The organism is Geodermatophilus amargosae (assembly GCF_041028265.1).
Taxonomy (GTDB): Bacteria; Actinomycetota; Actinomycetes; order Mycobacteriales; family Geodermatophilaceae; genus Geodermatophilus; species Geodermatophilus amargosae_A.
Genome location: NZ_JABGCW010000013.1, coordinates 51,423 through 73,241, shown reverse-complemented (window position 1 = coordinate 73,241; position 21,819 = coordinate 51,423). Strand labels below are relative to the sequence as shown.

28 protein-coding genes and 2 riboswitches are annotated in these 21,819 nt (G+C 76.2%); of the genes, 14 read left to right on the top strand and 14 right to left on the bottom strand.

Features of this window, described 5'->3' with window-relative positions:
- Positions 1-113 precede the first annotated feature (113 nt).
- The 5 genes from HLV61_RS16275 to HLV61_RS16255 all read right to left on the bottom strand — a co-directional run bounded on the left by HLV61_RS16275 (position 114) and on the right by HLV61_RS16255 (position 4,207).
- Positions 114-710, bottom strand: coding sequence for a thiamine phosphate synthase (locus HLV61_RS16275; RefSeq protein ID WP_369257255.1), 597 nt, complete (start codon positions 708-710; stop codon positions 114-116).
- Positions 707-1,534: a thiazole synthase gene (locus tag HLV61_RS16270; protein WP_440284890.1), complete on the bottom strand. Its 828-nt coding sequence runs from the start codon at positions 1,532-1,534 to the stop codon at positions 707-709. Before HLV61_RS16270 ends, HLV61_RS16275 begins: the two co-directional genes overlap by 4 nt.
- A 2-nt stretch (positions 1,535-1,536) precedes the next feature.
- On the bottom strand, positions 1,537-1,737 hold the full coding sequence (thiS, locus tag HLV61_RS16265) for a sulfur carrier protein ThiS (RefSeq protein WP_369257253.1): 201 nt from the start codon (positions 1,735-1,737) through the stop codon (positions 1,537-1,539).
- Positions 1,728-2,879, bottom strand: coding sequence for a glycine oxidase ThiO (gene thiO, locus HLV61_RS16260; RefSeq protein ID WP_369257251.1), 1,152 nt, complete (start codon positions 2,877-2,879; stop codon positions 1,728-1,730). The genes thiS and thiO overlap by 10 nt, the downstream gene beginning before the upstream one ends.
- Positions 2,876-4,207 (bottom strand): purine-cytosine permease family protein, encoded by a 1,332-nt coding sequence (locus tag HLV61_RS16255; RefSeq protein WP_369257250.1) that lies wholly within the window; start codon positions 4,205-4,207, stop codon positions 2,876-2,878. The genes thiO and HLV61_RS16255 overlap by 4 nt, the downstream gene beginning before the upstream one ends.
- Positions 4,197-4,309, bottom strand: a riboswitch (TPP riboswitch). Its footprint overlaps the gene before it by 11 nt.
- A gap of 76 nt (positions 4,310-4,385) precedes the next feature.
- Between HLV61_RS16255 and HLV61_RS16250 the strand changes: the two genes are divergently transcribed.
- The 5 genes from HLV61_RS16250 (at position 4,386) to thiD (ending at position 7,953) form a co-directional block, all read left to right on the top strand.
- Positions 4,386-4,991: a TenA family transcriptional regulator gene (locus tag HLV61_RS16250; RefSeq protein WP_369257248.1), complete on the top strand. Its 606-nt coding sequence runs from the start codon at positions 4,386-4,388 to the stop codon at positions 4,989-4,991.
- Entirely contained in the window at positions 4,988-5,629 is a 642-nt protein-coding gene (locus HLV61_RS16245; RefSeq protein ID WP_369257246.1) for a TenA family protein, read from the top strand. The genes HLV61_RS16250 and HLV61_RS16245 overlap by 4 nt, the downstream gene beginning before the upstream one ends.
- A riboswitch (TPP riboswitch) is annotated at positions 5,622-5,719 on the top strand. Its footprint overlaps the gene before it by 8 nt.
- Entirely contained in the window at positions 5,712-6,497 is a 786-nt protein-coding gene (thiM, locus tag HLV61_RS16240) for a hydroxyethylthiazole kinase (RefSeq protein ID WP_369257244.1), read from the top strand. It overlaps the preceding riboswitch by 8 nt.
- Entirely contained in the window at positions 6,494-7,129 is a 636-nt protein-coding gene (gene thiE / locus HLV61_RS16235) for a thiamine phosphate synthase (protein ID WP_369257242.1), read from the top strand. The genes thiM and thiE overlap by 4 nt, the downstream gene beginning before the upstream one ends.
- On the top strand, positions 7,126-7,953 hold the full coding sequence (gene thiD / locus HLV61_RS16230; protein ID WP_369257240.1) for a bifunctional hydroxymethylpyrimidine kinase/phosphomethylpyrimidine kinase: 828 nt from the start codon (positions 7,126-7,128) through the stop codon (positions 7,951-7,953). Before thiE ends, thiD begins: the two co-directional genes overlap by 4 nt.
- Here thiD and HLV61_RS16225 read toward each other — a convergent pair.
- The gene (locus HLV61_RS16225) at positions 7,950-8,552 is read right to left on the bottom strand and encodes a TetR/AcrR family transcriptional regulator (protein ID WP_369257238.1); all 603 of its coding nucleotides are present in this window, start codon (positions 8,550-8,552) and stop codon (positions 7,950-7,952) included. The genes thiD and HLV61_RS16225 overlap by 4 nt on opposite strands.
- Before the next feature lie 62 nt (positions 8,553-8,614).
- On the opposite strand from HLV61_RS16225, the gene HLV61_RS16220 reads away from it, so the two are divergent.
- Positions 8,615-9,520 (top strand): alpha/beta fold hydrolase, encoded by a 906-nt coding sequence (locus HLV61_RS16220; protein WP_369257236.1) that lies wholly within the window; start codon positions 8,615-8,617, stop codon positions 9,518-9,520.
- Between the two features lie 81 nt (positions 9,521-9,601).
- Here HLV61_RS16220 and HLV61_RS16215 read toward each other — a convergent pair whose 3' ends face one another.
- The 3 genes from HLV61_RS16215 to HLV61_RS16205 all read right to left on the bottom strand — a co-directional run bounded on the left by HLV61_RS16215 (position 9,602) and on the right by HLV61_RS16205 (position 12,180).
- A complete protein-coding gene (locus HLV61_RS16215) occupies positions 9,602-10,900 on the bottom strand; it encodes an Nramp family divalent metal transporter (protein ID WP_369257234.1) in 1,299 nt (432 codons plus the stop codon).
- A 207-nt stretch (positions 10,901-11,107) separates the two neighbouring features.
- Complete coding sequence (locus HLV61_RS16210) at positions 11,108-11,737, bottom strand: superoxide dismutase (protein WP_369257232.1); 630 nt, start codon at positions 11,735-11,737, stop codon at positions 11,108-11,110.
- Positions 11,626-12,180 carry a hypothetical protein gene (locus tag HLV61_RS16205; RefSeq protein ID WP_369257230.1) on the bottom strand — a complete coding sequence of 185 codons (555 nt, stop codon included), beginning with the start codon at positions 12,178-12,180 and terminating at the stop codon, positions 11,626-11,628. Before HLV61_RS16205 ends, HLV61_RS16210 begins: the two co-directional genes overlap by 112 nt.
- A 75-nt stretch (positions 12,181-12,255) precedes the next feature.
- Between HLV61_RS16205 and HLV61_RS16200 the strand changes: the two genes are divergently transcribed.
- The 3 genes from HLV61_RS16200 (at position 12,256) to HLV61_RS16190 (ending at position 14,118) form a co-directional block, all read left to right on the top strand.
- On the top strand, positions 12,256-12,774 hold the full coding sequence (locus HLV61_RS16200; RefSeq protein ID WP_369257228.1) for a VOC family protein: 519 nt from the start codon (positions 12,256-12,258) through the stop codon (positions 12,772-12,774).
- Positions 12,775-12,848: 74 nt separating this feature from the next.
- Complete coding sequence (locus HLV61_RS16195) at positions 12,849-13,652, top strand: SDR family NAD(P)-dependent oxidoreductase (protein WP_369257226.1); 804 nt, start codon at positions 12,849-12,851, stop codon at positions 13,650-13,652.
- 22 nt (positions 13,653-13,674) lie between these two features.
- Positions 13,675-14,118: a GNAT family N-acetyltransferase gene (locus tag HLV61_RS16190; RefSeq protein WP_369257224.1), complete on the top strand. Its 444-nt coding sequence runs from the start codon at positions 13,675-13,677 to the stop codon at positions 14,116-14,118.
- Here HLV61_RS16190 and HLV61_RS16185 read toward each other — a convergent pair.
- Positions 14,102-14,548, bottom strand: a complete 447-nt coding sequence (locus HLV61_RS16185) for a rhodanese-like domain-containing protein (protein ID WP_369257222.1) — start codon at positions 14,546-14,548, stop codon at positions 14,102-14,104. The two genes, HLV61_RS16190 and HLV61_RS16185, sit on opposite strands and share 17 nt — an antisense overlap.
- A 127-nt stretch (positions 14,549-14,675) precedes the next feature.
- Here HLV61_RS16185 and HLV61_RS16180 point away from each other — a divergent pair, with 127 nt between their 5' ends.
- Together HLV61_RS16180 and HLV61_RS16175 are read left to right on the top strand one after the other, a co-directional pair.
- A complete protein-coding gene (locus tag HLV61_RS16180; RefSeq protein WP_369257220.1) occupies positions 14,676-15,341 on the top strand; it encodes a GntR family transcriptional regulator in 666 nt (221 codons plus the stop codon).
- The gene (locus HLV61_RS16175; protein WP_369257218.1) at positions 15,325-16,347 is read left to right on the top strand and encodes a 1-aminocyclopropane-1-carboxylate deaminase; all 1,023 of its coding nucleotides are present in this window, start codon (positions 15,325-15,327) and stop codon (positions 16,345-16,347) included. Before HLV61_RS16180 ends, HLV61_RS16175 begins: the two co-directional genes overlap by 17 nt.
- An 18-nt stretch (positions 16,348-16,365) precedes the next feature.
- Here the strand turns inward: HLV61_RS16175 and HLV61_RS16170 are convergent, their stop codons facing one another.
- The 4 genes from HLV61_RS16170 to HLV61_RS16155 all read right to left on the bottom strand — a co-directional run bounded on the left by HLV61_RS16170 (position 16,366) and on the right by HLV61_RS16155 (position 18,939).
- Positions 16,366-16,824: a hemerythrin domain-containing protein gene (locus HLV61_RS16170; RefSeq protein ID WP_369257216.1), complete on the bottom strand. Its 459-nt coding sequence runs from the start codon at positions 16,822-16,824 to the stop codon at positions 16,366-16,368.
- A 153-nt stretch (positions 16,825-16,977) separates the two neighbouring features.
- Positions 16,978-17,676, bottom strand: a complete 699-nt coding sequence (locus HLV61_RS16165; RefSeq protein WP_369257215.1) for an alpha/beta fold hydrolase — start codon at positions 17,674-17,676, stop codon at positions 16,978-16,980.
- Positions 17,673-17,879 carry a hypothetical protein gene (locus HLV61_RS16160; protein ID WP_369257213.1) on the bottom strand — a complete coding sequence of 69 codons (207 nt, stop codon included), beginning with the start codon at positions 17,877-17,879 and terminating at the stop codon, positions 17,673-17,675. Before HLV61_RS16160 ends, HLV61_RS16165 begins: the two co-directional genes overlap by 4 nt.
- Positions 17,880-17,916: 37 nt before the next feature.
- Positions 17,917-18,939, bottom strand: coding sequence for an NADP-dependent oxidoreductase (locus HLV61_RS16155; protein WP_369257211.1), 1,023 nt, complete (start codon positions 18,937-18,939; stop codon positions 17,917-17,919).
- Positions 18,940-19,040: 101 nt separating this feature from the next.
- Here HLV61_RS16155 and msrA point away from each other — a divergent pair, with 101 nt between their 5' ends.
- The 3 genes from msrA (at position 19,041) to HLV61_RS16140 (ending at position 21,817) form a co-directional block, all read left to right on the top strand.
- Positions 19,041-19,694, top strand: coding sequence for a peptide-methionine (S)-S-oxide reductase MsrA (msrA, locus tag HLV61_RS16150; protein ID WP_369257209.1), 654 nt, complete (start codon positions 19,041-19,043; stop codon positions 19,692-19,694).
- Between the two features lie 78 nt (positions 19,695-19,772).
- The gene (locus tag HLV61_RS16145; RefSeq protein ID WP_369257207.1) at positions 19,773-20,690 is read left to right on the top strand and encodes a haloalkane dehalogenase; all 918 of its coding nucleotides are present in this window, start codon (positions 19,773-19,775) and stop codon (positions 20,688-20,690) included.
- Positions 20,691-20,701: 11 nt separating this feature from the next.
- Positions 20,702-21,817, top strand: coding sequence for a class I SAM-dependent methyltransferase (locus HLV61_RS16140; protein WP_369257205.1), 1,116 nt, complete (start codon positions 20,702-20,704; stop codon positions 21,815-21,817).
- The last annotated feature ends 2 nt before the right edge of the window (positions 21,818-21,819 follow it).

Genomic DNA, 21,819 nt, shown 5'->3' with positions numbered 1-21,819 from the left:
TGGTCCACGTCTCACGCGTCTGCTCCCCGTTGCCGTGCCCGCTCGTCGAGCGCGAAGTCGAACACCTGCGTATGGCTCGCCGGAGGGGTCGGCAAACGCCGCTGGGAGCAGCGTCACAGGAAGGAGGCGGCCAGCGCGGCGCGGTAGCCGGCGACGACGGCGGGGTCGCGCATCGCCGGGCCCATGACGGCGATCCCGTGCGCCCCGGCGGCGAGGCAGTCCGCCACGTCCCCGGGACGCACGCCACCGAGCGCGAGCACCGGCGGGGCGCCCCGGACCAGGGCCGCCAGCCCGGCCGGGCCGAGCGCCGGGCCGTAGCCGGGCTTGGAGGCGGTGGGCGCGTACGGGGACAGCGTCACCCAGTCGCAGCCCTCGGCCGCCGCCCGCGCCACCTCGGCCGCGGAGTGGCAGGAGCGGCCCACCAGCGGCGGCCGGACCGCCGGGAACGGGTCGGCGGCCGACAGGTGCACCGGCAGCCCCGCCGGGGCGTGCGCCGCCCCGGCCCACACGAGCTGCCCGCCGACCGGGTCGAGCACGGCCCGGAGGTCGCGCGCCAGCGCCCTCCTCCCGGCGGCGGGCAGGTCCTTGTCGCGCAGCAGGACCGCCCGCGCGCCGGCCGCCACGGCGCCGGCCACCACCTCCGGCAGCGGGCGGGACGCCTGCGAGCGGTCGGTGACGAGGAGCAGCCGCGGGACGGGCGCCGGGGTCACAGGGCGGGCAGCCCCTCGAACGACGTCGAGGCCTCCGCGTGCCAGCGGCGCGGGATCCGTCCGGCCAGCCGCGCCAGCCGGCCGCCCTCGACCGCCTGGCGCATGGCCAGCGCCATCCGCTCGGGATCGCGGGCGCGGGTGACCGCGGAGGCGAGCAGGACGGCGTCGCAGCCGAGCTCCATGGCCAGCGCGGCGTCCGACGCGGTGCCGATGCCGGCGTCGAGCACCACCGGGACCTCCACGGCCTCCCGCAGCAGCGCGACGTTGTGCGGGTTCCGGATGCCGAGGCCGCTGCCGATCGGCGAGCCCAGCGGCATGACCGCGGCGCAGCCGGCGTCGGCCAGGCGGCGGCCGAGCACCGGGTCGTCGGTGGTGTAGGCGAGCACGGTGAAGCCCTCGGCGACCAACTGCTCGGCGGCGTCGAGCAGCTCGACGGCGTCGGGGAGCAGCGTGCGGTCGTCGCCGATGACCTCCAGCTTGACCCAGTCGGTGCCGAACGCCTCCCGGCCCAGCCGTGCGGTGCGCACCGCCTCGCGGGCGGTCATGCACCCGGCGGTGTTGGGGAGCAGCCGCACGCCCGCGCGGTCGAGCACCTGCATCATCGAGCCGGTCGCCGACGCCTCCACCCGGCGCAGCGCGACGGTGACGAGCTGGGTGCCCGAGGCGCGGACCGCGGCCTCCAGCGACTCCAGGCTCGGCACGCCGCCGGTGCCGAGCAGCAGCCGCGAGGTGAACGTCTCGCCGCCGAGCAGGAACGGGTCGCCGGCCTCCTCGCGCGCGAGCGCGGGTGCGAGGTCCCGGGTGTCGAGCTCTCCTGTGGTCACGGTCAGCCTCCTGCGGTCGGGGCGAGCACCTCGACGGCGTCGCCGGGGGCCAGCCGGGTGTCCGCCCAGCTGCTGCGCGGGACGACGTCGCCGTTGCGGGCCACGGCCACGCGGTCGTGTCCTGCCGCCCGGGCCGCGACCAGGTCGGCCACGGTGGCGTCGTCGGCCAGCTCGGCCGGGGTGCCGTTGACGGTCAGCTCCACTGCGTCCTCCTCGTGGGCTCGATCCCGAAGCGGCCGGCGCCGAAGGGGACGGCGACCTCCGGCAGGGTCCCGGTGGCCAGCAGCTCGGCGGTGGCCTCCGCGGTCACCGGGGTGAGCAGCACGCCGTTGCGGTGGTGGCCGGTGGCCAGCACCAGCCCGGGCAGCGACGACGGCCCGAGCAGCGGCGCGTTGTCCGGCGTGCCCGGCCGCCAGCGGGCGAGCGTCTCGGTCAGCTCCAGCTCGGACACCTCCGGGACGACGTCGATCGCGTCGTGCAGCAGGTCGTGCACGCCGCCGGCGGTGACCCGCGGGTCGAAGCCGCGGTCCTCGCTGGTGGCGCCCACGACCAGCCGGTCCCCGCCGTAGGGGACCAGGTAGACGGACCGGCCGCGGACCAGGGCCCGCACGGTGCCCTCGAGCATCCCGCCCGCACCGGCCAGCCGCAGGACCTGGCCCTTGACCGGGCGCACCGGCAGCGGCGGGACGCCGGGCACGTCCCCGCTGCGCGCGCCGAGCGCGAGCACCGTGGCGCCCGCCGCGACGACGTCGCCGGAGGCCAGCCGCAGTCCCGCCGCGCGGCCGCCCTCGGCGACGACCTCCGCCACCCGGTCGCGCACGAGCACGACCCCGGTGGCCCCCGCGGCGGCCAGGAGCGCGGCGTGCACCGCCCGCCCGTCCACCGAGTGGTCGCCCTCGACCAGCAGCCCGCCGCGCACCCGGGTGGAGAGCGCGGGCTCGCGCCGGCGGGCCTCGCGCGGGGTCAGCCGGTGCGCGGCCAGGCCCAGCTCGCGCTGGAAGGCGTGCAGCGCGTCGAGCTCGCGGGCGTCGTCCTCGTCGAAGCCGGTCACCAGCGTGCCGACGGTGCGCAGCCCGACCGGCGTGCCGGCGGCGGCCTCGAGCTCGGCGGCGAAGGCCGGCCAGCGGGCGACGGAGTCCAGGCCCAGGCGCAGCAGCGGCTCCTCCCGGTAGCCGGCCTCGGTGACCGGGGCCAGCATCCCGGCCGCGGCGGCCGAGGCGCCGGTCCCGGGAGCGTCGTCGACGACGGTCACCGACAGCCCGCGGCGGGCGGCCCGCCAGGCCACGGCCAGTCCGATCAGGCCGCCGCCGGCGACCGCGACATCGGTTCCCGCGACGTCGGTCACCGCCGCCGGCCCGCCAGCGCGACCGGCAGCGTGAGCGCGACGGCCACGGCCAGCCCCACCAGCGACGCCGACCAGCCGTTGGCCGGGTCGATGCCGAGGTCGGCCTGCCGCGCGCTCCACCACGCCGTCCAGCCCGCGCCCGGCCCGGGGAAGTACGTGGGCAGCGTGAGCTGGTAGGCGACGAAGCCCGCGGCCCACGGCAGCAGGTACAGCGGCCGGGCCGGGGCGGTGTCGGAGGTGTCCCAGCGCCCGCGCGGGGTGAGCCGGTAGGCCACCAGCAGCACGCCGGCCAGCGGCACGAACACCGCGCCGATGAGGAAGAGGAACGGCTCGTAGGCGGCGACGTCGAGGGTCAGCGCGAGCAGCGTCGCGACCGTGCCCACCACGACGGCGAGCACCCGCCGGTCGGCCCGGGCGACGACGTTCTGCGCCGACACCGCCGTCGAGTAGAGGTTGGCGAAGGCCTCGTCGAGCTCCACGGCCACCAGCACGAGCACCGCCACGGCGCCCAGCGGGACCGCCAGCAGCGCGTCGATGACGTCGAGGCCTCCGCTGCCGTAGGCGGCCAGTGCCAGCACGCCCAGGGTGAACATGACGACGGTGGCCACGCCGTAGCCGACCGCCGCGCCGGCCCCTGCGGCCCGGGCGCTGCGGGCGTGGCGGGTGTAGTCGGCGGCCAGCGGCAGCCAGGAGACCGGCAGCGCGATGACGATGTCGGTGGCGGTCCAGAACGACGTCGCCCCGCCCCCCGCCACCGGCGGCAGCGGCTCGGCCAGGACCTGCACGAACAGGTAGACGACGGCGGCCAGCGCGGCCCACACCGCGTAGCGGGCCAGCACCCGGACGACGCCGAGCGGCCGCAGCGCCATGAGGGTGGCCAGCACGCCCGCGGCGACGACGAAGGGCCACCGCGGCGCGTCGAGCACCCGTGCGGCGGCCTCGGCGATGATCACGATCTCGAACGTCGCCCAGCCGATGCACTGCACGAGGTTGAAGGCCGTGGGCAGCCAGGAGGTGCGGCGGCCGAGCAGGCCGCGCAGCAGCACCATCCCCGGCACGCGCTCCCGCGCGCCGGCCGCGGCGACCGCGCCCAGCAGCACCGCCCCGATCGCCGCGCCGACGACGACGGCGGCGAGGGTCACCCCGAGCGGCCGCCCGGGCAGGACGACGAAGACCGCCGCCACCGGCAGCAGCACGCTGATGCCGAGGTTGGCCCACAGGCCCAGGGACTCGCCCAGGCCCAGCGTGCGCGGCGGCGCCTGCTCCAGGGTCAGGGGTGCCTCAGGTGTGCGGACGGCTGCGGTACGGACACGGTCCGACGTGCTCATGGCTGCTCCCTACGCCGGCATTACCCGGTCAGGTTCCAGCGGTCGGCGGCGCGCTCAGCCGCCCTCTCAGCCCGGTTGCCCCGAGCTCCCGCACATGGCGACGCCACCCTACGACGGGGTGCCGGGGGTCGGCCGAGCCGGGCGCGGCTCCTCCCCGCACGACGTAGGGTCGGCCGCCGTGCCGGTCGCCGACCTGCTCGCCCGCCACGCCGACGCGTGGCGGCGGGCCACCCGCCATCCGTTCCTCGACGCCGTCCGCGACGGCACGCTCCCGCCCGCCGCGTTCGACACCTGGCTGGTCCAGGACGCGCACTTCCTGACCGACCTGCTGCGCTTCCAGGCGCGGCTGCTGGCCCGCGCGCCCCGCCCGGCGCAGGCGGTGCTGGCGAGCGGGTGCGTCGCGCTGGTCGGCGAGCTGGACTGGTTCACCCGGATCGCGGCCACCCGTGGCCTGGACCTCGACGCGCCCCAGCTGCCGGCGACCATCGCCTACGGGGACCTGCTGTACCGGCTCGACGCCGCGGACGTCGGCACCGCCCTCACCGCGCTGTGGACCGTCGAGCGGACCTACCTCGACGCCTGGTCGGCCGCGCTGCCGGGCGCCGAGCAGTACCGCGCGTACGTCGAGCACTGGACGCTGCCCGGCTTCGCCTCCTACGTGGCCGGGCTGGAGGCGGCGGCCGACCGCGTGGCGGTCGACGCGGCGGGCCCGGAGGAGGACACGGTGTTCCTCGAGGTGGTGGCCGCCGAGACGGCGTTCTGGCAGACGGCGATGGACGCGTGAGCCTGTCGGCCGGCCTGTGGGCCGGCAGCGCCGACCTGGCCTCCGCCGCGCTCGCCTCCCCCTTCGTCGCCGGTGTCGCCGACGGCACGCTGCCGCGCGAGTGGTTCGCCGGCTACGTCGCCCAGGACGCGTTCTTCCTCGAGGCGTTCGCCCGTGCCTACGCCCTCGGCGTCGCGCACAGCCGCGACCGCGCGACGCTGGAGGCCTTCGCCGACCTGCTGGCCGGCGTCCGCGAGGAGCTGCGGCTGCACGACGGCTACGCCGCCCGGTGGGGCATCGACCTGGCCGCGGTGTCCCCGGCACCGGCGACGCTGGCCTACACCGAGTTCCTGCTGGCCACGGCCGCGCTGGGCGACCTCGGCGAGGTGGCTGCCGCGATGACGCCGTGCATGCGGCTCTACGCGCACCTCGGCCGGGCCCTGGCCCCCCGTGCGACCGGGCCGTACCGCGAGTGGGTGGACACCTACGCCGACCCCGGGTTCGAGGAGCTGACCGTCACGCTCGAGGCGCTGCTCGACCGCGTCGCCGCCGACACCCCGGCGGTGCAGCGGGCGTACCGCCGGGCGATGGAGCTGGAACTCGGCTTCTTCACCGCCGCCTGGGAGTCCGCGGCCTGGAGTACCTTCGCGGACCAGTGACTCGGGGTGTCCGCTGCCGCAGCGGACTGAGAACACACCCGTCGAACCTGTCCAGGTCATGCTGGCGAAGGGATGTCACGGCGTGGATGCCGCTGCTCTGACCGCTGCCCGATCGGCGCTCTCCGGCGCCGCTCCGCTCGTGCACTGCCTGACCAACACCGTCGTCCAGACGTTGACCGCCAACGCGCTGCTCGCCGTCGGCGCCGCCCCGGCGATGGTCGACGAGCCGCGCGAGGCCGAGGGCTTCGCGGCGGTGGCCTCGGCGGTGCTGGTCAACGTCGGCACCGTCAACCAGCGGACCGCCGAGGCGATGCGGCTGGCCGCCCGGTCCGCCGCGGGCGCGGGGACGCCGTGGGTGCTCGACCCGGTCGCGGTCGGCGGACTGGCCTTCCGCACGGACCTGGCCGCCGAGCTGCTCGGGTCCCGCCCGGCGGTCGTCCGCGGCAACGCCAGCGAGGTCATGGCGCTGGCCGGTGCGGGCTCCGGCGGGCGCGGGGTCGACTCCACGGCGTCGGCCGACGAGGCGCTCGACGCCGCCGTCGCGCTGGCCGGGCGCACCGGGGGAGTGGTGGCGGTGAGCGGCGAGGTCGACGTCGTCACCGACGGGTCCCGCACCGTGCGGATCGGCGGCGGGTCGGTGCTGCTCACCCGCACCACCGGCGCCGGCTGCGCACTCGGGGCGCTGGTCGCCGCCTACGTCGCGGCCACCGGCGACCCGCTGACCGGCGCGGTCGCCGCGCACGCGCACGTGGCGCTGGCCGCCGAGGCCGCGGCCGCCGTCGCCGCCGGCCCGGGCACCTTCGCCCCGCTGTGGCTCGACGCGCTCGATGCCGTGACCGACCTGTCGGCCGCGCAGGTGACCGCGTGAGGCCGCCGTTCGACCCGGCGCTGTACCTGGTCACCGACACCGGGCTGGCCGGGCCGCGCGGCGTGCCCGAGGTCGTCCGCGCGGCGGTGGCCGGCGGGGTCACCGCGGTGCAGGTGCGGGACAAGACGGCGTCGCGGCGGGAGCTGTACGCGCTCACCCTCGCCGTCAAGGAGGTCCTGGCCGGCACCGGAGTGGTGCTGTTCGTCAACGACGCCGTCGACGTCGCCCTGCTGGCCGGCGCCGACGGCGTGCACGTCGGGCAGGACGACCTGCCGGCCGCCGACGTGCGCGCGCTGATCGGCCCCGACCGGCTGCTCGGGCTGTCGGCCGGGTCCGACGACGAGCTGGCCGTGGCGCTGGCGCTGCCGCCGGGCACGGTCGACGTCGTGGGCATCGGGCCGGTGTGGTCGACGTCCACCAAGCCCGACGCCGGCACCGGTCTCGGGCCCGGGGGCGTGGCCGCGCTGGGTGCGAAGGCGGCGGCCGCCGGGCTGCAGTCGGTGGCCATCGGGGGCATCGACGTGCGGCGCGCGCCGCTGGTCACCGGGGTCGACGGTATCTGCGTCGTCTCGGCGATCTGCGCCGCGCCCGACCCGGCCGCCGCGGCGCGGGCCCTGCGGAGCGCCCGGTGACCCCCGTCGCGCTCACCGTCGCGGGCAGCGACCCCAGCGGCGGCGCCGGCATCCAGGCCGACCTCAAGACCTTCAGCGCGCTCGGCGCCTACGGCACCGCCGTCCTCACCGCGCTGACCGCGCAGAACACCCGCGGCGTCACCGGTGTGCACCCGGTGCCCGCGGCGTTCGTGGGCGAGCAGATCCGCACGCTGCTCGACGACGTGACCGTGCACGCGGTCAAGACCGGCATGCTCGGCACGGCCGGCGTCGTCCGCGAGGTCGCCGCGTGCCTGGCCGGCCGCGCCGCCGGGCCGGTCGTGTGCGATCCCGTCATGGTCGCCACCAGCGGCGACCGGCTGGTCGACGACGACGCGATCGCCGCCGTCCGCACCGAGCTGCTGCCGGTGGTCGAGCTGGTCACCCCGAACGTGCCCGAGGCGGCCGCGCTGCTCGGCGTCGCGCCGGCCGGCTCGGTCGACGAGCTGGCGGCGCAGGCGCAGGCGCTGCTCGAGCTCGGGCCCGGCGCCGTGCTGGCCAAGGGCGGGCACCTGGGCGGGCCGGAGAGCGTCGACGTCCTGGCCACCGCCGACGGCGTCGTCGTCACCCGCCGGCCGCGGGTGGACACCACCGCCACCCACGGCACCGGCTGCACGCTGTCGTCGGCGATCGCGGCGCTGGCGGCCCGCGGGGTCGGCGGCCCGGGGCGGTGGGAGCCGGCGGTCGAGCAGGCGCGCGACTACCTGCAGCGGGCGCTGGAGGCCGGGACCTGGCTGGGCGTCGGCTCCGGCCACGGCCCGGTGCACCACTTCGCCGGGATCTGGGACCGGCCGGCGCAGGGCTAGGTCGCCGTGAACAGCCGGTCGAGGCGGTACCGCACCACGCGCAGGGCGTCGTCGACGTCGCGCTGCCGGCCCAGCACGCTGCTGACCAGGCCGTTGGTGAGCGCGAGCAGGCTGACCACCTCGATGCGCGGGTCGATGCCGGCGGGCACGTCGCCGGCCTCGACGGCCGACGCGAGGACCCCGGTGAGCCAACGCTCCAGCGCGTCGGGGGCGTAACGGCCGTCCACCGCCTCGGTCGGGTCGGTGAGGCCGGCGGCGTAGTAGGCGGTCCAGGCCAGCTGGTCGGCGCGGCTGTCGTCGTCGGTGGGCAGGATCGCGCCGAGGACGACGTCGAACACCGTGCGCGGCGGCAGCCCGGTGCCGATCGCGGCCGCCCGCTCGCGCACCCGCCGGTCCAGCCGGGCGGCGAGCTCGGTGACGCCGGAGAGCATCAGGCTCCGCTTGTCGGTGAAGTAGTACTGCACCACCCGCAGCGAGACGCCGGCCTCCGCGGCCACCTCACGCATGGAGACCGCCTGCAGCCCGCGGGTGCTGGCGATGCGCAGCAGGGCGGCGGTGAGGTGCCGGCGCCGCTCGTCGTGGTCGGCCCTGCGCGGCATCGGCCTCCTTCGTGGTACATCTGTATCCTCATCAGGTCCGCATCGACTCCCCGGAGGCAGCCGTGACCATCCTGACCGCACGTTCCGGGGACCTCGACATCGCCTACGAGGTGCTCGGCGCCCCCGGCGGCGAGCCGCTGCTGCTGGTCATGGGCCTGGGCGCGCAGATGGTGGGCTGGCCCGACGGGTTCTGCGCCGAGCTGACCGCGCGCGGCTTCCGCGTCGTCCGCTTCGACAACCGCGACGTCGGGCTGTCCACCCACCTCGACGGGCCGGTGCCGAAGCGGGCGTGGTCGCGGGTGCCGGCCGCCTACACGCTGGCCGACATGGCCGGCGACGCGCTGGCGGTGATGGACGCCGTCGGCTGGCCGGCCGCGCACGTCGTGGGCGCCTCGCTCGGCGGGATGATCGCCCAGCAGCTCGCCGTCTGCGCGCCGGAGCGGGTGCTGTCGCTGACGTCGGTCATGTCGACGCCGTCGCCGCGGATCGGCCGGATGCGCCCGCGGACGGTGCTGACCCTGGTCCGGGAGGCCCGCCGGCTCGCGAAGGATCGCGGCCCGGCGACGACGCCGGAGGCGATGGCCGACTTCATGGTGGCGATGCAGGAGGTCACGGGCTCGCCCGGCTACCCGGCCCGGCGCGAGGACCACCTGGAGATGCTGCGGGTGGCCGTGGCCCGCGACGACTCGGGGCTGACCGGGCCGGGGGTCAAGCGGCAGAACGCCGCCGAGCGGATCGCGCCGGACCTGCGCCCCGCGCTCGCCGGGGTGCGGGTGCCCACCCTGGTGGTGCACGGCGACAGCGACGTGGTGATCCGCCCCGAGGGCGGGAGGGCGACCGCCGACGCGATCCCGGGCGCCCGCCTCGTCGTGCACCCGGGGATGGGCCACGAGCTGCCGCGGGCGCTGTGGCCGGTGCTCGCCGACGACGTCCGCGCCGTCGCCGACCTCGCCGCACCCCGCGCCTGAGACGGTCGAGATCGCGCGATCTCGTACGGATCCAGGGGTCCTGGCGTACGAGATCGCGCGATCTCGACGGGTCGGGCGCGGCTACCCGGCGACGAAGCCGATCAGCAGGTGGGCGTTGAGGCCGATGATCAGCGCCGCCACCACGCAGCCGACGGCGGTGGTGATCCGCCGGTTGGTCCAGCCGCCCATGAGGTCGCGGCTGCTGGTCAGCCACAGCAGCGGCACCAGGGCGAACGGGATGCCGAAGGACAGCACCACCTGCGACCACACCAGCGCCGTGGTCGGGTCGCCGCCGAGGACGAGCACCGCCAGCGCCGGGGTCAGGGTGATCAGCCGGCGGGTGAGGACGGGGATGTGCCGCTTGAGGAACCCGGCCATCACCACCTGGCCGGCGTGCGTGCCGACCGAGGAGGACGCGAAGCCGGAGGCCAGCAGCGCGAGGGCGAAGGCGATCGCCGCGCCGGCGCCCAGCTGGTCGCCGAGGCCGGCGTGCACGCCCTCGAGCGTGGTGGCCTGGTCACCGGAGCCGGTGAACAGCTGCGCGGCGACGACCAGCATCGCGGCGTTGACGAGCCCGGCCAGGCCCATGGCCAGCAGGACGTCGATGCGCTGGGCCCGCAGCAGCCGGCTGCGTCCCTGGTGCGTGCGGCCGGCGGTGACGACGTCGCCGTAGCGGCCGGGCGTGAGCGCGGAGTGCACGTAGATGACGTGCGGCATCACCGTGGCGCCGAGGATGCCGGTGGCCAGCACCAGGCTCTCCGGGCCGTCGAAGGACGGGACCATGCCGCCGGCGACCCCGCCGAGGTCGACCCCCGCGCCGACCAGCGTGTAGCCGAAGCCCAGCCCGATCACCAGCAGCAGCCCGGTGATGACCCGCTCGAAGGGCCGGTGCCCGCGGGACTGCGCCCCCAGGAGCACGAACGCGACGACGGCGGTGATCAGCCCGCCGATCGGCAGCGGCACCCCGAACAGCAGGTTCAGCGCCACGGCGCCGCCGACGATCTCGGCGAGGTCGGTGGCGATGGCGACCGCCTCGGCCTGCACCCACAGCCCCCAGGTGACCGGCCTGGGCAGCCGCTCGCGGCACAGCGTGGCGAGGTCACGGCCGGTCGCGAGGCCGAGCTTGGCCGTCAGCGACTGGATGAGCATCGCCATGAGGTTCGCGGCGACGATCACCCACAGCAGCGTGTAGCCGAACGAGGCGCCGCCGGAGAAGTTGGTGGCGAAGTTGCCGGGGTCGACGTAGGCGACGGCGGCGACGAAGGCCGGACCGAGCATCGGCCAGATCCGGCGGCGGCCCGTGGGTGCCGGCGGCGGGGTCTTGGGGGTGCCGACCAGCGTCGTCGGCAGGACGGCGGCCTCGGTCTTCGACAGGTACACGGGGGCCTCACAGGGCTGCGCAGCGGGGGCGGGGGGAGGGGCTCGTTCCTGCTCTGCCCGCCGGGGGTGTCACGGTCGGGCCAGGACGTGGCCCGCGCGGGCCGAGGTGAGCCTTGCCTGAGCCGTGCCTGAGCCGTGCCTGAGCCGTGCTCGGGCCGTGCCCGGGCCGTCCCGGGGCCGCGGCGGTACCGCGGCCCCGGGGCCGGCTCAGGCCGCCGGGACGACGAGCCCGGAGGTGGCGGTGCGGGCGGTGGTGAACCGGCGGGTGACGTCGGCCCAGTTGACGACGTTCCACCATGCCTTCACGTAGTCGGCCTTCACGTTCTGGTACTGCAGGTAGAAGGCGTGCTCCCACATGTCCAGCATCAGCAGCGGGACCTGGCCGACGGCGAGGTTCCCCTGGTGGTCGTAGAGCTGGAAGATCAGCAGCTTCTGGCCGACGGAGTCCCAGGCGAGGATCGCCCACCCCGACCCCTGCACCCCGTTGGCGACGGCGTTGAAGTGCGCCTGGAACGCCTCGAAGGACCCGAACTGGTCGGTGATCGCCGTGTCGAGCTCGCCGTCGGGCCGGTCGCCGCCGTCGGGGCTCATGTTCGGCCAGAACACCGAGTGGTTGACGTGCCCGGCGAGGTTGAACGCCAGGTTCTTCTCGTGCAGGTTCGCCGTGGCCAGCCCGTCGTTCTCGCGCGCCTCGGCGAGCTTCTCCAGCGCGGTGTTCGCCCCGGTCACGTAGGTCTGGTGGTGCTTGTCGTGGTGCAGCTCCATGATGCGGCCGGAGATGTGCGGCTCCAGTGCCCCGTAGTCGTAGGGCAGGTCCGGGAGCACGTACTCGGGCATGGGGTCTCCTCCGTCAGGCTGGGTGGACACTCCTCGTCCTGCCCGGTGGAGCTGACACGTCGGGGCCGACCCCTGGCCCGCGCGGGCCAGGACCGGGGGCCTTCGTCGCGCTGTCGGCCGCCCGTGACGCGGCGGGCGCGCTCCACGAGGGCGTCGATGCGGCGGGCGTACGCGCCGCGCCGGTGGACCCGCCCGCACCGGGGGCAGCGGGAGAGATGGGGCCGCGGCACGGGACGGACGGAGATGGTCGCCCCCGGGAGCGGACGGGCGTCCCGCGGGGCCGGGACGCCGTCGACGAGCACGGTGCGCACCTCCGTCAGCGGGACGCCGGCGGCCTGCACGAGGTGGCCGACGGTCGCGTCGGGGTCGGCGGTCGGCACCCGTCGGACGGCCGCGCGGTCGCGGGCCGGCAGCAGCGGCCGCAGGACGTCGTCGACCGTCACCGCGACCCTCCCCACGGGCAGCCCCACCCCGGTCAGGTACTTGAACGTTCATCAAAACAGGTGCACACTGGGGCCATGCCGGTCCAGCGCCTCAACCACGCCGTCCTCTACATCCGCGACGTCGAGCGAAGCACCGCCTTCTACCGCGACGTGCTCGGCTTCCGCGTGAAGGTGGAGATCCCCGGCCGGGCGGTGTTCCTGCAGGCCGAGGGCTCGACCAACGACCACGACCTCGGCCTGTTCGCCGTCGGCACGGGCGCCGGTCCGTCGCAGGCCGGCCGCGCGACCGTCGGGCTCTACCACCTGGCCTGGGAGGTCGACACCCTCGCCGAGCTCGCGCGCGTCCGGGACGCGCTGGTCGCCGCCGGGGCGCTGGTCGGCGCCTCCGACCACGCCACCACCAAGGCCCTCTACGCCCAGGACCCCGACGGGCTGGAGTTCGAGGTCTCCTGGCTGCTGCCGGCCGACCTGATCAGCGACGACGTCCGCGCGCAGGCCATGGCGATCCGCCCGCTGGACCTCGACGCCGAGATCGTCCGCTACGGCGCGCAGACCCGCGGCGGCCTCGGCGTCTCGGTGCCGCTCCCGTTCTGAGGGGAGGGGTCGGACCCCACCGGATCGGGCATGACGCGGGACGACCGCAGCCGCGACCCACCCCGGGAGTTCCCGTGACCCTGCCGACCGCCCGTCCCCTCGCCCTCGTCACCGGCGCCTCCAGCGGCATCGGCCTGGAGCTGGCCAAGCAGTTCGCCGAGCACGGCTACGACCTGGTCGTCGCCGCGGAGGACGACGAGCTCGACGCCGCCGCGGAGACGCTGCGCGGCCTGGGCGCCGCCGTCTCCCCGGTCCGCGGCGATCTGACGAAGTACGAGGACCGCGAGCTGCTCGTGGCCGCCTACCGGGGCTCGGGCCGGCCGCTGGCCGCCGCGGCCATCAACGCCGGCGTCGGCGTCGGCGGGGCGTTCGTGGACACCGACCTGGAGGCCGAGCTGGGCATCGTGGCGCTCAACTGCGGGTCCACGGTGCACATCGCCAAGCGGGTCGCGCAGGACATGGCCGCCGAGGGCGAGGGGCGGATCCTGTTCACCTCCTCGGTGGCCTCGCAGGCACCCCAGCCGTTCCAGGCCGTGTACGGCGCGAGCAAGTCCTTCGTGCAGCACCTGGCGCTGGCGCTGCGCGAGGAGCTGTCCGACCGCGGCGTGAGCGTCACCGCGCTGCTGCCCGGGCCCACCGACACCGAGTTCTTCGACCGCGGCGACCTCACCGACACCCGGATGGGCGCCACGGACAAGAAGGACGACCCCGCGCAGGTCGCCCGTCAGGGCTTCGAGGGCCTGATGAAGGGCGAGGCCTCGGTGTTCGGCGGGTCGCTGGCCAGCAAGGCGATGGGCCGGCTGTCCGCGCTCACGCCCGGCAACGTCGCGGCCAAGCTCAACCGGAAGATGACCGAGCCGGGCTCCGGCCAGAGCTGATCGCTCCGGCACGATCGGGGGCGTGACCGAGCCCGTCGAGGTGCCCGCCGGCCCGCTGCTGCTCCGTCCGTGGCGGGCCGGTGACGCCCCGGCGGTCCTCGCCGCGCTCACCGACCCGGTCGCCCGCGTGTGGAGCGCCCCCGGGCGGGTCGCCGCGCTCGGCGACGCCCGCTGGTGGGTCACCCGCCGCGCCGACGGGAGCGGCGGCGAGATCACCGCCTGGGCCGTCGTCGACGCGGCCGGCGGCGAGCTGCTCGGCTCGGTGGACCTGCACTCGATCGACCGGGTGGAGCGGGTGCACGCCGTCGAGGACCCGGCGTCGGGCCGGGTGGCCGAGAAGGCCGGCTCCACGTTCGAGGGCCGGCTGCGCCGCTCCTACCGGTACGGCGACGGCGTCGAGCGCGACGAGCCGCTGTGGGCGCGGCTGGCCGACGACGACGTCCCCGACCTCAGCACCCGCAGCTGACCGTCCGCGGTGCGGTGAGCGGGTCGACGTCGGGCCGGGTGAGGCCGTCGGCCGTCTCCACCGGCAGCCCCTCGCGGGCCCAGTACTCGAAGCCGCCGATCATCTCCCGCACCCGGTAGCCGAGCAGCGACAGCGCGAGCGCGGCCCGCGTGGCGCCGTTGCAGCCGGGTCCCCAGCAGTAGGCGACCACCGGGACGGACCGGTCCAGCTCGGCCCCCGCGCGCACGGCGACCTCCCGGCCGGGCAGGTGGACCGCTCCGGGGACGTGGCCCTGGTCCCAGGCCTCGCGGCTGCGGCTGTCGAGCAGCACGAAGCCGGGGGCGCCGGACTCCAGCGCGGCGTGCACGTCGCTGACGTCGGTCTCCACGGCCAGCCGGCGGGCGAAGTGTGCGGCGGCGTCGGCGGGTTCGGTGGTCCAGTCGCTGGTCACGACGCCGATCCTGGGGCCGGTCGCCGTCCCGGAGTGAGCCCCGTCCCTGCCACCGACCGCACCGGTCCGGCCCTTGTAGCGCAAACGGCCCTTGACGAAGGCGGCGCTGACATCTGAGATGTCAGTCATGGTCGCACCGCTCGCCCCCGTCGGCCGGGTGCTCCTGCGCGACCAGGCCCTGATGCGCATCCGGACGGCGATCGTCAGCGGCGAGCTGGCACCGGGGTCGGTGGTCAAGGACGCCGACCTCGCCGTCCGCCTCGGCCTGTCGGTGGCGCCGGTGCGCGCCGCGCTGGCCCGGCTGGTCGACGAGGGGCTCGTCGAGGCCAAGCCGCAGAGCCACACCCGGGTCACCCCGATGCGGCCGCGGCAGGTGCGCGACGCCGCCGGGGTGGTCCGGGCGATGCACGAGCTGGCCGCCCGCGAGGCCGCCGGGCGGACGACGGCCGACGACGTCGCCGCCATGCGCGGCGCCAACGCGCGGTTCGCCACCGCGGTGGACGCCGGCGACCTCGAGGCCGCACTGGACGCCGACGACGACCTGCACGCCGTCCTGCTCGCCCGCGCCGGCAACACGGCGCTGACCGCGACCGTCGAGCGGTTCACGCCGACGATCCGCCGGCTGGAGCGGGCCCGCTTCGCCGCGGCGCACGGCCGGGAGTCCGTCGTCCTGCACGACCGCCTGATCGCCGCGTGCGCGGCTGCCGACGTCGATGCCGCCGTCGCCACGACCACCGAGATCTGGACCGCGCTGCTGTCCGAACTGGAGGAGACCGATGACGGGCCTCGCTGACTTCCCCCGCACCCCGCTGCTGTTCGGGCCCTCGCCGGTGCACCGGCTGGACCGGCTGACCGCGCGGCTCGGCGGGGCCGCGGTCTGGGCCAAGCGGGAGGACTGCAACTCCGGCATCGCCTACGGCGGCAACAAGACCCGCAAGCTCGAGTACCTCGTCGCCGACGCGCTCGCGCAGGGCTGCGACACCCTGGTCTCCATCGGCGGCGTGCAGAGCAACCACACCCGGCAGGTGGCCGCCGTCGCCGCGCACGTGGGGCTGTCCTGCGTGCTCGTGCAGGAGAGCTGGGTGGACTGGCCCGACGCCGTCTACGACAAGGTCGGCAACATCCTGGTCAGCCGGCTGGCCGGTGCCGACGTGCGGCTGGTGAAGGCCGGGTTCGGCATCGGGTTCAAGGAGAGCTGGGAGACCGCGCTCGCCGAGATCGAGGCGCGCGGCGGGAAGCCCTATGCGATCCCGGCCGGCGCCAGCGACCACCCGCTGGGCGGGCACGGCTTCGCGAACTGGGCGATGGAGGTGGCGCAGCAGGAGGCCGAGCTGGGCGTCTTCTTCGACACCGTCGTCGTCTGCTCGGTCACCGGGTCGACCCAGGCCGGGATGGTCGCGGGGTTCGCGCTGCTCGAGGAGCAGGGCGGCCGGTCGCGGCGGGTGCTCGGCGTCGACGCCAGCGCCAAGCCGGCCGAGACCCGCGACCAGGTGCTGCGCATCGCCCAGCGGACGGCGCGCGCCATCGGCCTGCGGCGCGAGCTCACCCTGGACGACGTCGAGCTCGACGAGCGCTTCCACGGCGGCGTCTACGGCATCCCCGACGAGGCGACGATCCGCGCGATGGAGACCGCGGCGCGCACCGAGGGCATGGTCACCGACCCCGTGTACGAGGGGAAGTCGATGGCCGCCACGATCGACCTGGTCGGCCGGCGCGAGATCGACCCCTCGTCGACGGTGCTCTACGCCCACCTCGGCGGCCAGCCCGCGCTCAACGGCTACAGCGCGCTGTTCTCCTGAGGGAGAGAGCCAATAGCGCTACAAAGGCCCTCCACCGGCGCTCAGGAGCGCCGCGGTGCCGGGGAGGCGGTCCAGGGCGGCCGCGATCCGGCGCTCCTCGAAGGAGAAGTGCGACTCGACGACCGCGGCGAGCCCGTCCAGCTCACCGGCCAGCCGGGGTGAGGTGCCCGAGGCGGCGAGCTCGCCGGCCAGCTCCTCCACGCGGGCGAGGATGCCGCTGATCCACACGTGGTCCTCGGCCATCTTGGCCAGCACCGGCGCCAGCTCCGGGAAGCGCTGCGCCAGCGCGGGGAAGGCGCCGGCGTCCTCGCCGGTGTGGTGCGCGGTCAGCGCGGCGCAGAAGGCCAGGCAGTGCGCCGGCAGGGTGCGGCGGACCTGCGGGCGGGCGCCGGTGGCGGCCGCCGCCTGCAGGGCGCGCAGGTCGGTGCGCAGGGTGTCGTGGATGCGGCGCAGCTCGGCGCCGAGGGGAGAGGTCATGCGGGGTCCTGTCCAGGGGAGGTGCGGGAGGGGATGGGGACAGGACGACGACGGCGGGCTGCGGGCCCACCGCGGGCTCACCCGGCGGCCGGGGACCCGATCCGTGCGCGGCGCGAGGCCGACCCGGCAGTCACGCCGGCAGGCTAGCGGGGGTCACAGCGGAACGCCCAGGCCCTCCGGCGGCGACGCGTCCAGGGCCGCGCGGACGGCGCCGGGCATCGGCGCCAGGCCCGCCCCGGCCAGGACGACGTCGCGGACGAGCGCGTGCCACCGGCCGACCGCGCGCACCATCCCGTGCCCGCCGGGCAGCGTGAACCGGGCGACCCGCACGCCGGCCCGGTGCGCGCGGACGGCGAACTCCTCCGACAGCCGCGCGGGCACCCACCGGTCACCACGGCCGTGCGCCAGGACGACGGTGCGCCCGCGCAGGTGGGCGACCGGCTCACCCGGCGGCGTCCACGGCGCCAGCCCGCAGACGGCCGTCACCGACGGGTCGTCGCCGGCCCGCAGCACCGCCCGGCCGCCCATCGAGTGCCCGACGAGCACCACCGGCACGTCGCCGTGCCGCTCGCGGACCTGGTCCAGGGCCCAGCGGACGTCGGCGTACGCGTCGGCGGCCGCCCCGTTCCACCCGGCCACGCGGTAGCGCACCGTGTACGCCTCCACGCCCCGGGCCGCGGCGGCGCGGGACACCGCCTCCTGGACCGCGCGCATGCGGACCAGGGACAGCGCCCGCTCGCGGGGCGGCTCCACGCTGGCCAAGGTGCCGCCGTGCGCGAAGACGGCGACTGCACGCGTGGGCGCCGTCGCCGGGGTGTGGTCGAGAGCCGGGACCCGGGCCGCGGTCGTCACCGGCGCCGGCGGCCGCCACCGCGCAGCCGGGCCCGCGCCCGGTCGCCGAGGTCGCCGGCCTGCAGCAGCGCCCGACTGACCGAGGTGGAGCCGCCGCGCCGCTCGAGGGCGTGCCCGACCCGCCGGAGCAGCCCGGTGGCGAGGGGGACGACCACGGTCACGATGAGCCAGACGCGCAGGCGCCGGGTGAGGAAGAGCCACATGGACGGGCACTTCCCGGCACCCGCGGCGCGCAACCGCTCAGTCGGGGTCGGGCGCCAGCCGGACGACCATCTTCCCGGTGTTGGCCCCCTTGAGGAGGTCGAGGAAGGCGGGGACGGCGTCGTCGAGGCCCTCGTAGACGGTCTCCCGCACGACCAGCTCGCCCGAGCGGATCCAGCCGGACACCGTCTCGGTGAACTCGGCGCGCAGGTCGTTGTGGTCGCCCACGAGCAGGCCGGTCACCGCGAGCCGCTTGCTCACCATGAGCGCGCTGAAGTTCTTCGGCCCGGGCACCGCCTCGGTGGCGTTGTAGCCGGAGATCGAGCCGCACAGCGCCGCCCGGCCGTGCACGTGCAGCGCGCCCAGGGCCGCGTCGAGGTGCTCGCCGCCCACGTTGTCGAAGTAGACGTCGATGCCGTCGGGCGCGGCCTGCGCGAGCAGGTCCTTGACCCGCCCGCCGTGGTAGTCGAAGGCGGCGGTGAAGCCGATCTCGCGCAGCCAGGCCACCTTCTCCGCGCTGCCGGCGCTGCCGATCACCGCCGAGGCGCCGCGCAGCCGCGCGAACTGGCCGACCGCGCTGCCCACCGCCCCCGCCGCGCCGGACACGAAGACGGCGTCGCCCTCGCGGAACGCGGCCACCCGGAACAGCCCGGCGTACGCCGTCTGCCCGGGCATCCCGAGGATGCCGAGGGAGTAGGTGAGCGGCAGGTCCCCGGTGGCCGGCAGCTGCCGGACGGCGCGGGCGTCGAGGACGGCGACGTCGCGCCAGGCGGCGTCGGTGAGGACGAGGGTCCCCTCGGGCACGTCGGGGGAGCGCGACTCGACGACCCGGCCGACCGCGCCGCCCTTCATCACCTCGCCGACCTCCCACGGCGCGGCGTAGGAGGGACCCAGCCGCATCCGCCCGCGCATGTAGGGATCGACCGACATCGCGACCATCCGCACCACCACCTGGCCCTCGGCGGGGTCGGGGTGCTCGACCTCGACCAGCGCGAAGTCCTCGGGGGTGGGCTCGCCGTGGGGACGGGCGGCCAGGTGCCACTCGCGGGCGGTGATCGGCACGGGGCGCTCCCTGCGTCGTCGGATGGGGGTGCGCAGGTGATCCTGCCGCCGTCGCGCCGGCGGCGGACTGCCGGGTGGCACGCCCGTCCTACGCTCGGATCATGTTGTTCTCCCGGTACAAGACCCAGCCGGTGACGCAGGACGACGCGCTGCCGGGTCGCCCCGACGCGCTGCCGCACGTCCCGGAGACCCACGCGGTGAACGGCAACCGCATCCAGCCGCCGTTCCCCGAGGGGATGCAGACCGCCGTCTTCGGCGCGGGCTGCTTCTGGGGTGTCGAGAAGGTGTTCTGGCAGGTGCCGGGCGTCTACTCGACCGCCGCCGGCTACGCGGGGGGCTACACGCCGAACCCGACCTACGAGGAGGTCTGCTCGGCGCGCACCGGGCACACCGAGGTCGTCCTCGTCGTCTTCGACCCCGCGGTCATCAGCTACGGGGAGCTGCTCACGGTGTTCTGGGAGGACCACGACCCCACCCAGGGCATGCGCCAGGGCAACGACGTCGGCACCCAGTACCGCTCCGCGATCTACGTCGGCACCCCCGAGCAGGAGGCGGCGGCCCGCGCCAGCCGCGACCAGTACCAGGAGCGGCTGAAGGTGGCCGGCTACGGCGACATCACCACCGAGATCGCCCCGCTCGGCGACTTCTTCTACGCCGAGGACTACCACCAGCAGTACCTGCACAAGGTGCCCGACGGGTACTGCCCGGTGCACTCCACCGGCGTGAGCTGCCCCGTCGGCCTCCCCGGCGTCTGAGGGACCAGGCATAGGAAGCTCTTCGCACGTCTCGCGCCGCTGGACGTGCGTAGAGCTTCCTATGCCTGAGGGGTCTGCATGGACGTCGTCCGCACGCCGGAGGAGCGGTTCGCCGCGCTGCCGGACTTCCCGTACCCGCCCACGTACGTCACCTTCGACGCCGGCGACGGCACGATGCTGCGGGTCGCGGTGGTCGACGTCGGACCGCCCGACGGCGAGGTGGTGCTGCTGCTGCACGGCGAGCCGTCGTGGTCCTTCCTGTGGCGCCGGGTGGTCCCGGAGCTCACCGCCGCCGGGCTGCGCGTCGTCGCGCCCGACCTGGTCGGCTTCGGCCGCTCCGACAAGCCCACCGACCCGGCCGTCCACGGCTACGCCGCGCACGTGGAGTGGATGCGGCAGACGCTGTTCGAGGGACTCGGCCTGGTCGACGTCACGCTCGTCGGGCAGGACTGGGGTGGGCTGATCGGCCTGCGCCTGGTGGCCGAGCACCCCGACCGGTTCGCGCGGGTGGTGGTCGCCAACACCGGCCTGCCCACCGGCGACACCCCGATGAGCGAGGCGTTCCTCGCCTGGCAGCGCTTCGCCACGACGACGCCCGCCTTCGACGTCGGCCGCGTCGTCGCCAACGGCACGGTCACCGTGCTGCCGCCCGAGGTGATCGCCGCCTACGACGCGCCGTTCCCCGACGAGGCGTCCAAGGCCGGTGCCCGCGTCTTCCCGAGCCTGGTGCCGACGGCGCCCGACGACCCCGCCGCGGCGGCGAACCGGGCCGCGTGGGAGGTGCTCGCCCGCTGGGAGAAGCCGTTCCTCACCGCGTTCTCCGACTCCGACCCGATCACCGGCGGCGGGGACCGGGTGTTCCAGCGGGTCGTGCCCGGCGCGCAGGGCATGCCGCACGCCACCCTGCGCGGCGGCGGGCACTTCCTGCAGGAGGACGTCGGCCCGGAGCTCGGCCGCGTGGTGGCCGCGTTCGTCGCCGCCACGCCGCGCCGCTGACGGCGGCAGGGATGACCGTCTCCGCCGCCGAGGTGCTGGACCGGCTGCGCCGGGAGCCCGACGTCGAGGCGCCGGACCTGGTCGCCGTCGACGCCACCGACCGGCTGCTGCTCGACACCGCCGACCGGTTGTCCGAGCAGCGGGTGGTCGTCGTCGACGACGCGTACGGCGCGCTCACCCTCGGCGCGGTCGCGGCTGGCGCGCGCGACGTCCGCGTGTCGCAGGACCTGCTGGTCGGGGAGCGGGCGCTGGCGCTGAACGCGCAGCGCTGCGGGCTGACCGGCACCTACCGGTCCGCGCCGCTGGACGCCGGGCTCTTCGACGGCGCGACGCTCGTGCTGGCCCGCGCGCCCCGGGCCCTCGACGCGCTGCGCGAGCTCACCGAGCTGGCCGCCGCCGCAGCCGCCCCCGGCGTCACGGTGCTGGTCGGCGGGCGGGTCAAGCACATGACGCTCGGCATGAACGACGTGCTGCGGGTCGGGTTCACCGATGTAGCGGCCACCCTGGCCCGGCAGAAGTCGCGGGTGCTGGTGGCCCGCGGGCCGCGGCCGGGCGTGCAGCCCTCCTTCCCCCGCTGCCGGCACGACGACGCCCTGGACCTCGAGGTGTGCGCGCACGGCGCCGCCTTCGCCGGCACGCGCGTCGACGACGGCACCCGGCTGCTGCTCGGCGCCCTCGACGGTGCCGCTCCGGGGGCGCGGACCGCCGTCGACCTGGGCTGTGGCACCGGCGTGCTGGCCGCCGCCCTCGCCCGCGCCCGGCCCGACCTGACGGTGACCGCCACCGACCAGTCGGCCGCCGCGGTCGACTCGGCGCGGGCCACGCTGGCACGCGCCGGGCTCGGCCGCGTGGGCGTCCTGCGCGACGACGCCGCGTCGGCCCTGCCCGACGGCAGCGTGGACCTCGTCGTCTGCAACCCGCCGTTCCACCTGGGCGCGGCCGTGGTGACGGCGGCCGCCGACCGGCTGTTCTCCGCCGCGGCGCGGCTGCTGCGGCCCGGCGGGGAGCTGTGGACGGTCTACAACAACCGGCTGCCGCACCGCGCGGCGCTGCGGCGCATCGTCGGCCCGACCCGCACTGCCGCGAACGACCGGCGGTACACCGTGACGGTGTCGGTGCGCAGGTAGCC

Coding starts and splice junctions, on each gene's coding strand:
- HLV61_RS16255 (WP_369257250.1), bottom strand. CDS start 4,207: ATGAGCACGTCGGACCGTGTCCGTACCGCAGCCGTCCGCACACCTGAG.
- HLV61_RS16225 (WP_369257238.1), bottom strand. CDS start 8,552: ATGCCGCGCAGGGCCGACCACGACGAGCGGCGCCGGCACCTCACCGCC.
- HLV61_RS16210 (WP_369257232.1), bottom strand. CDS start 11,737: ATGCCCGAGTACGTGCTCCCGGACCTGCCCTACGACTACGGGGCACTG.
- HLV61_RS16200 (WP_369257228.1), top strand. CDS start 12,256: ATGCCGGTCCAGCGCCTCAACCACGCCGTCCTCTACATCCGCGACGTC.
- HLV61_RS16180 (WP_369257220.1), top strand. CDS start 14,676: ATGGTCGCACCGCTCGCCCCCGTCGGCCGGGTGCTCCTGCGCGACCAG.
- HLV61_RS16175 (WP_369257218.1), top strand. CDS start 15,325: ATGACGGGCCTCGCTGACTTCCCCCGCACCCCGCTGCTGTTCGGGCCC.
- HLV61_RS16170 (WP_369257216.1), bottom strand. CDS start 16,824: ATGACCTCTCCCCTCGGCGCCGAGCTGCGCCGCATCCACGACACCCTG.
- HLV61_RS16160 (WP_369257213.1), bottom strand. CDS start 17,879: ATGTGGCTCTTCCTCACCCGGCGCCTGCGCGTCTGGCTCATCGTGACC.
- msrA (WP_369257209.1), top strand. CDS start 19,041: ATGTTGTTCTCCCGGTACAAGACCCAGCCGGTGACGCAGGACGACGCG.
- HLV61_RS16145 (WP_369257207.1), top strand. CDS start 19,773: ATGGACGTCGTCCGCACGCCGGAGGAGCGGTTCGCCGCGCTGCCGGAC.
- HLV61_RS16140 (WP_369257205.1), top strand. CDS start 20,702: ATGACCGTCTCCGCCGCCGAGGTGCTGGACCGGCTGCGCCGGGAGCCC.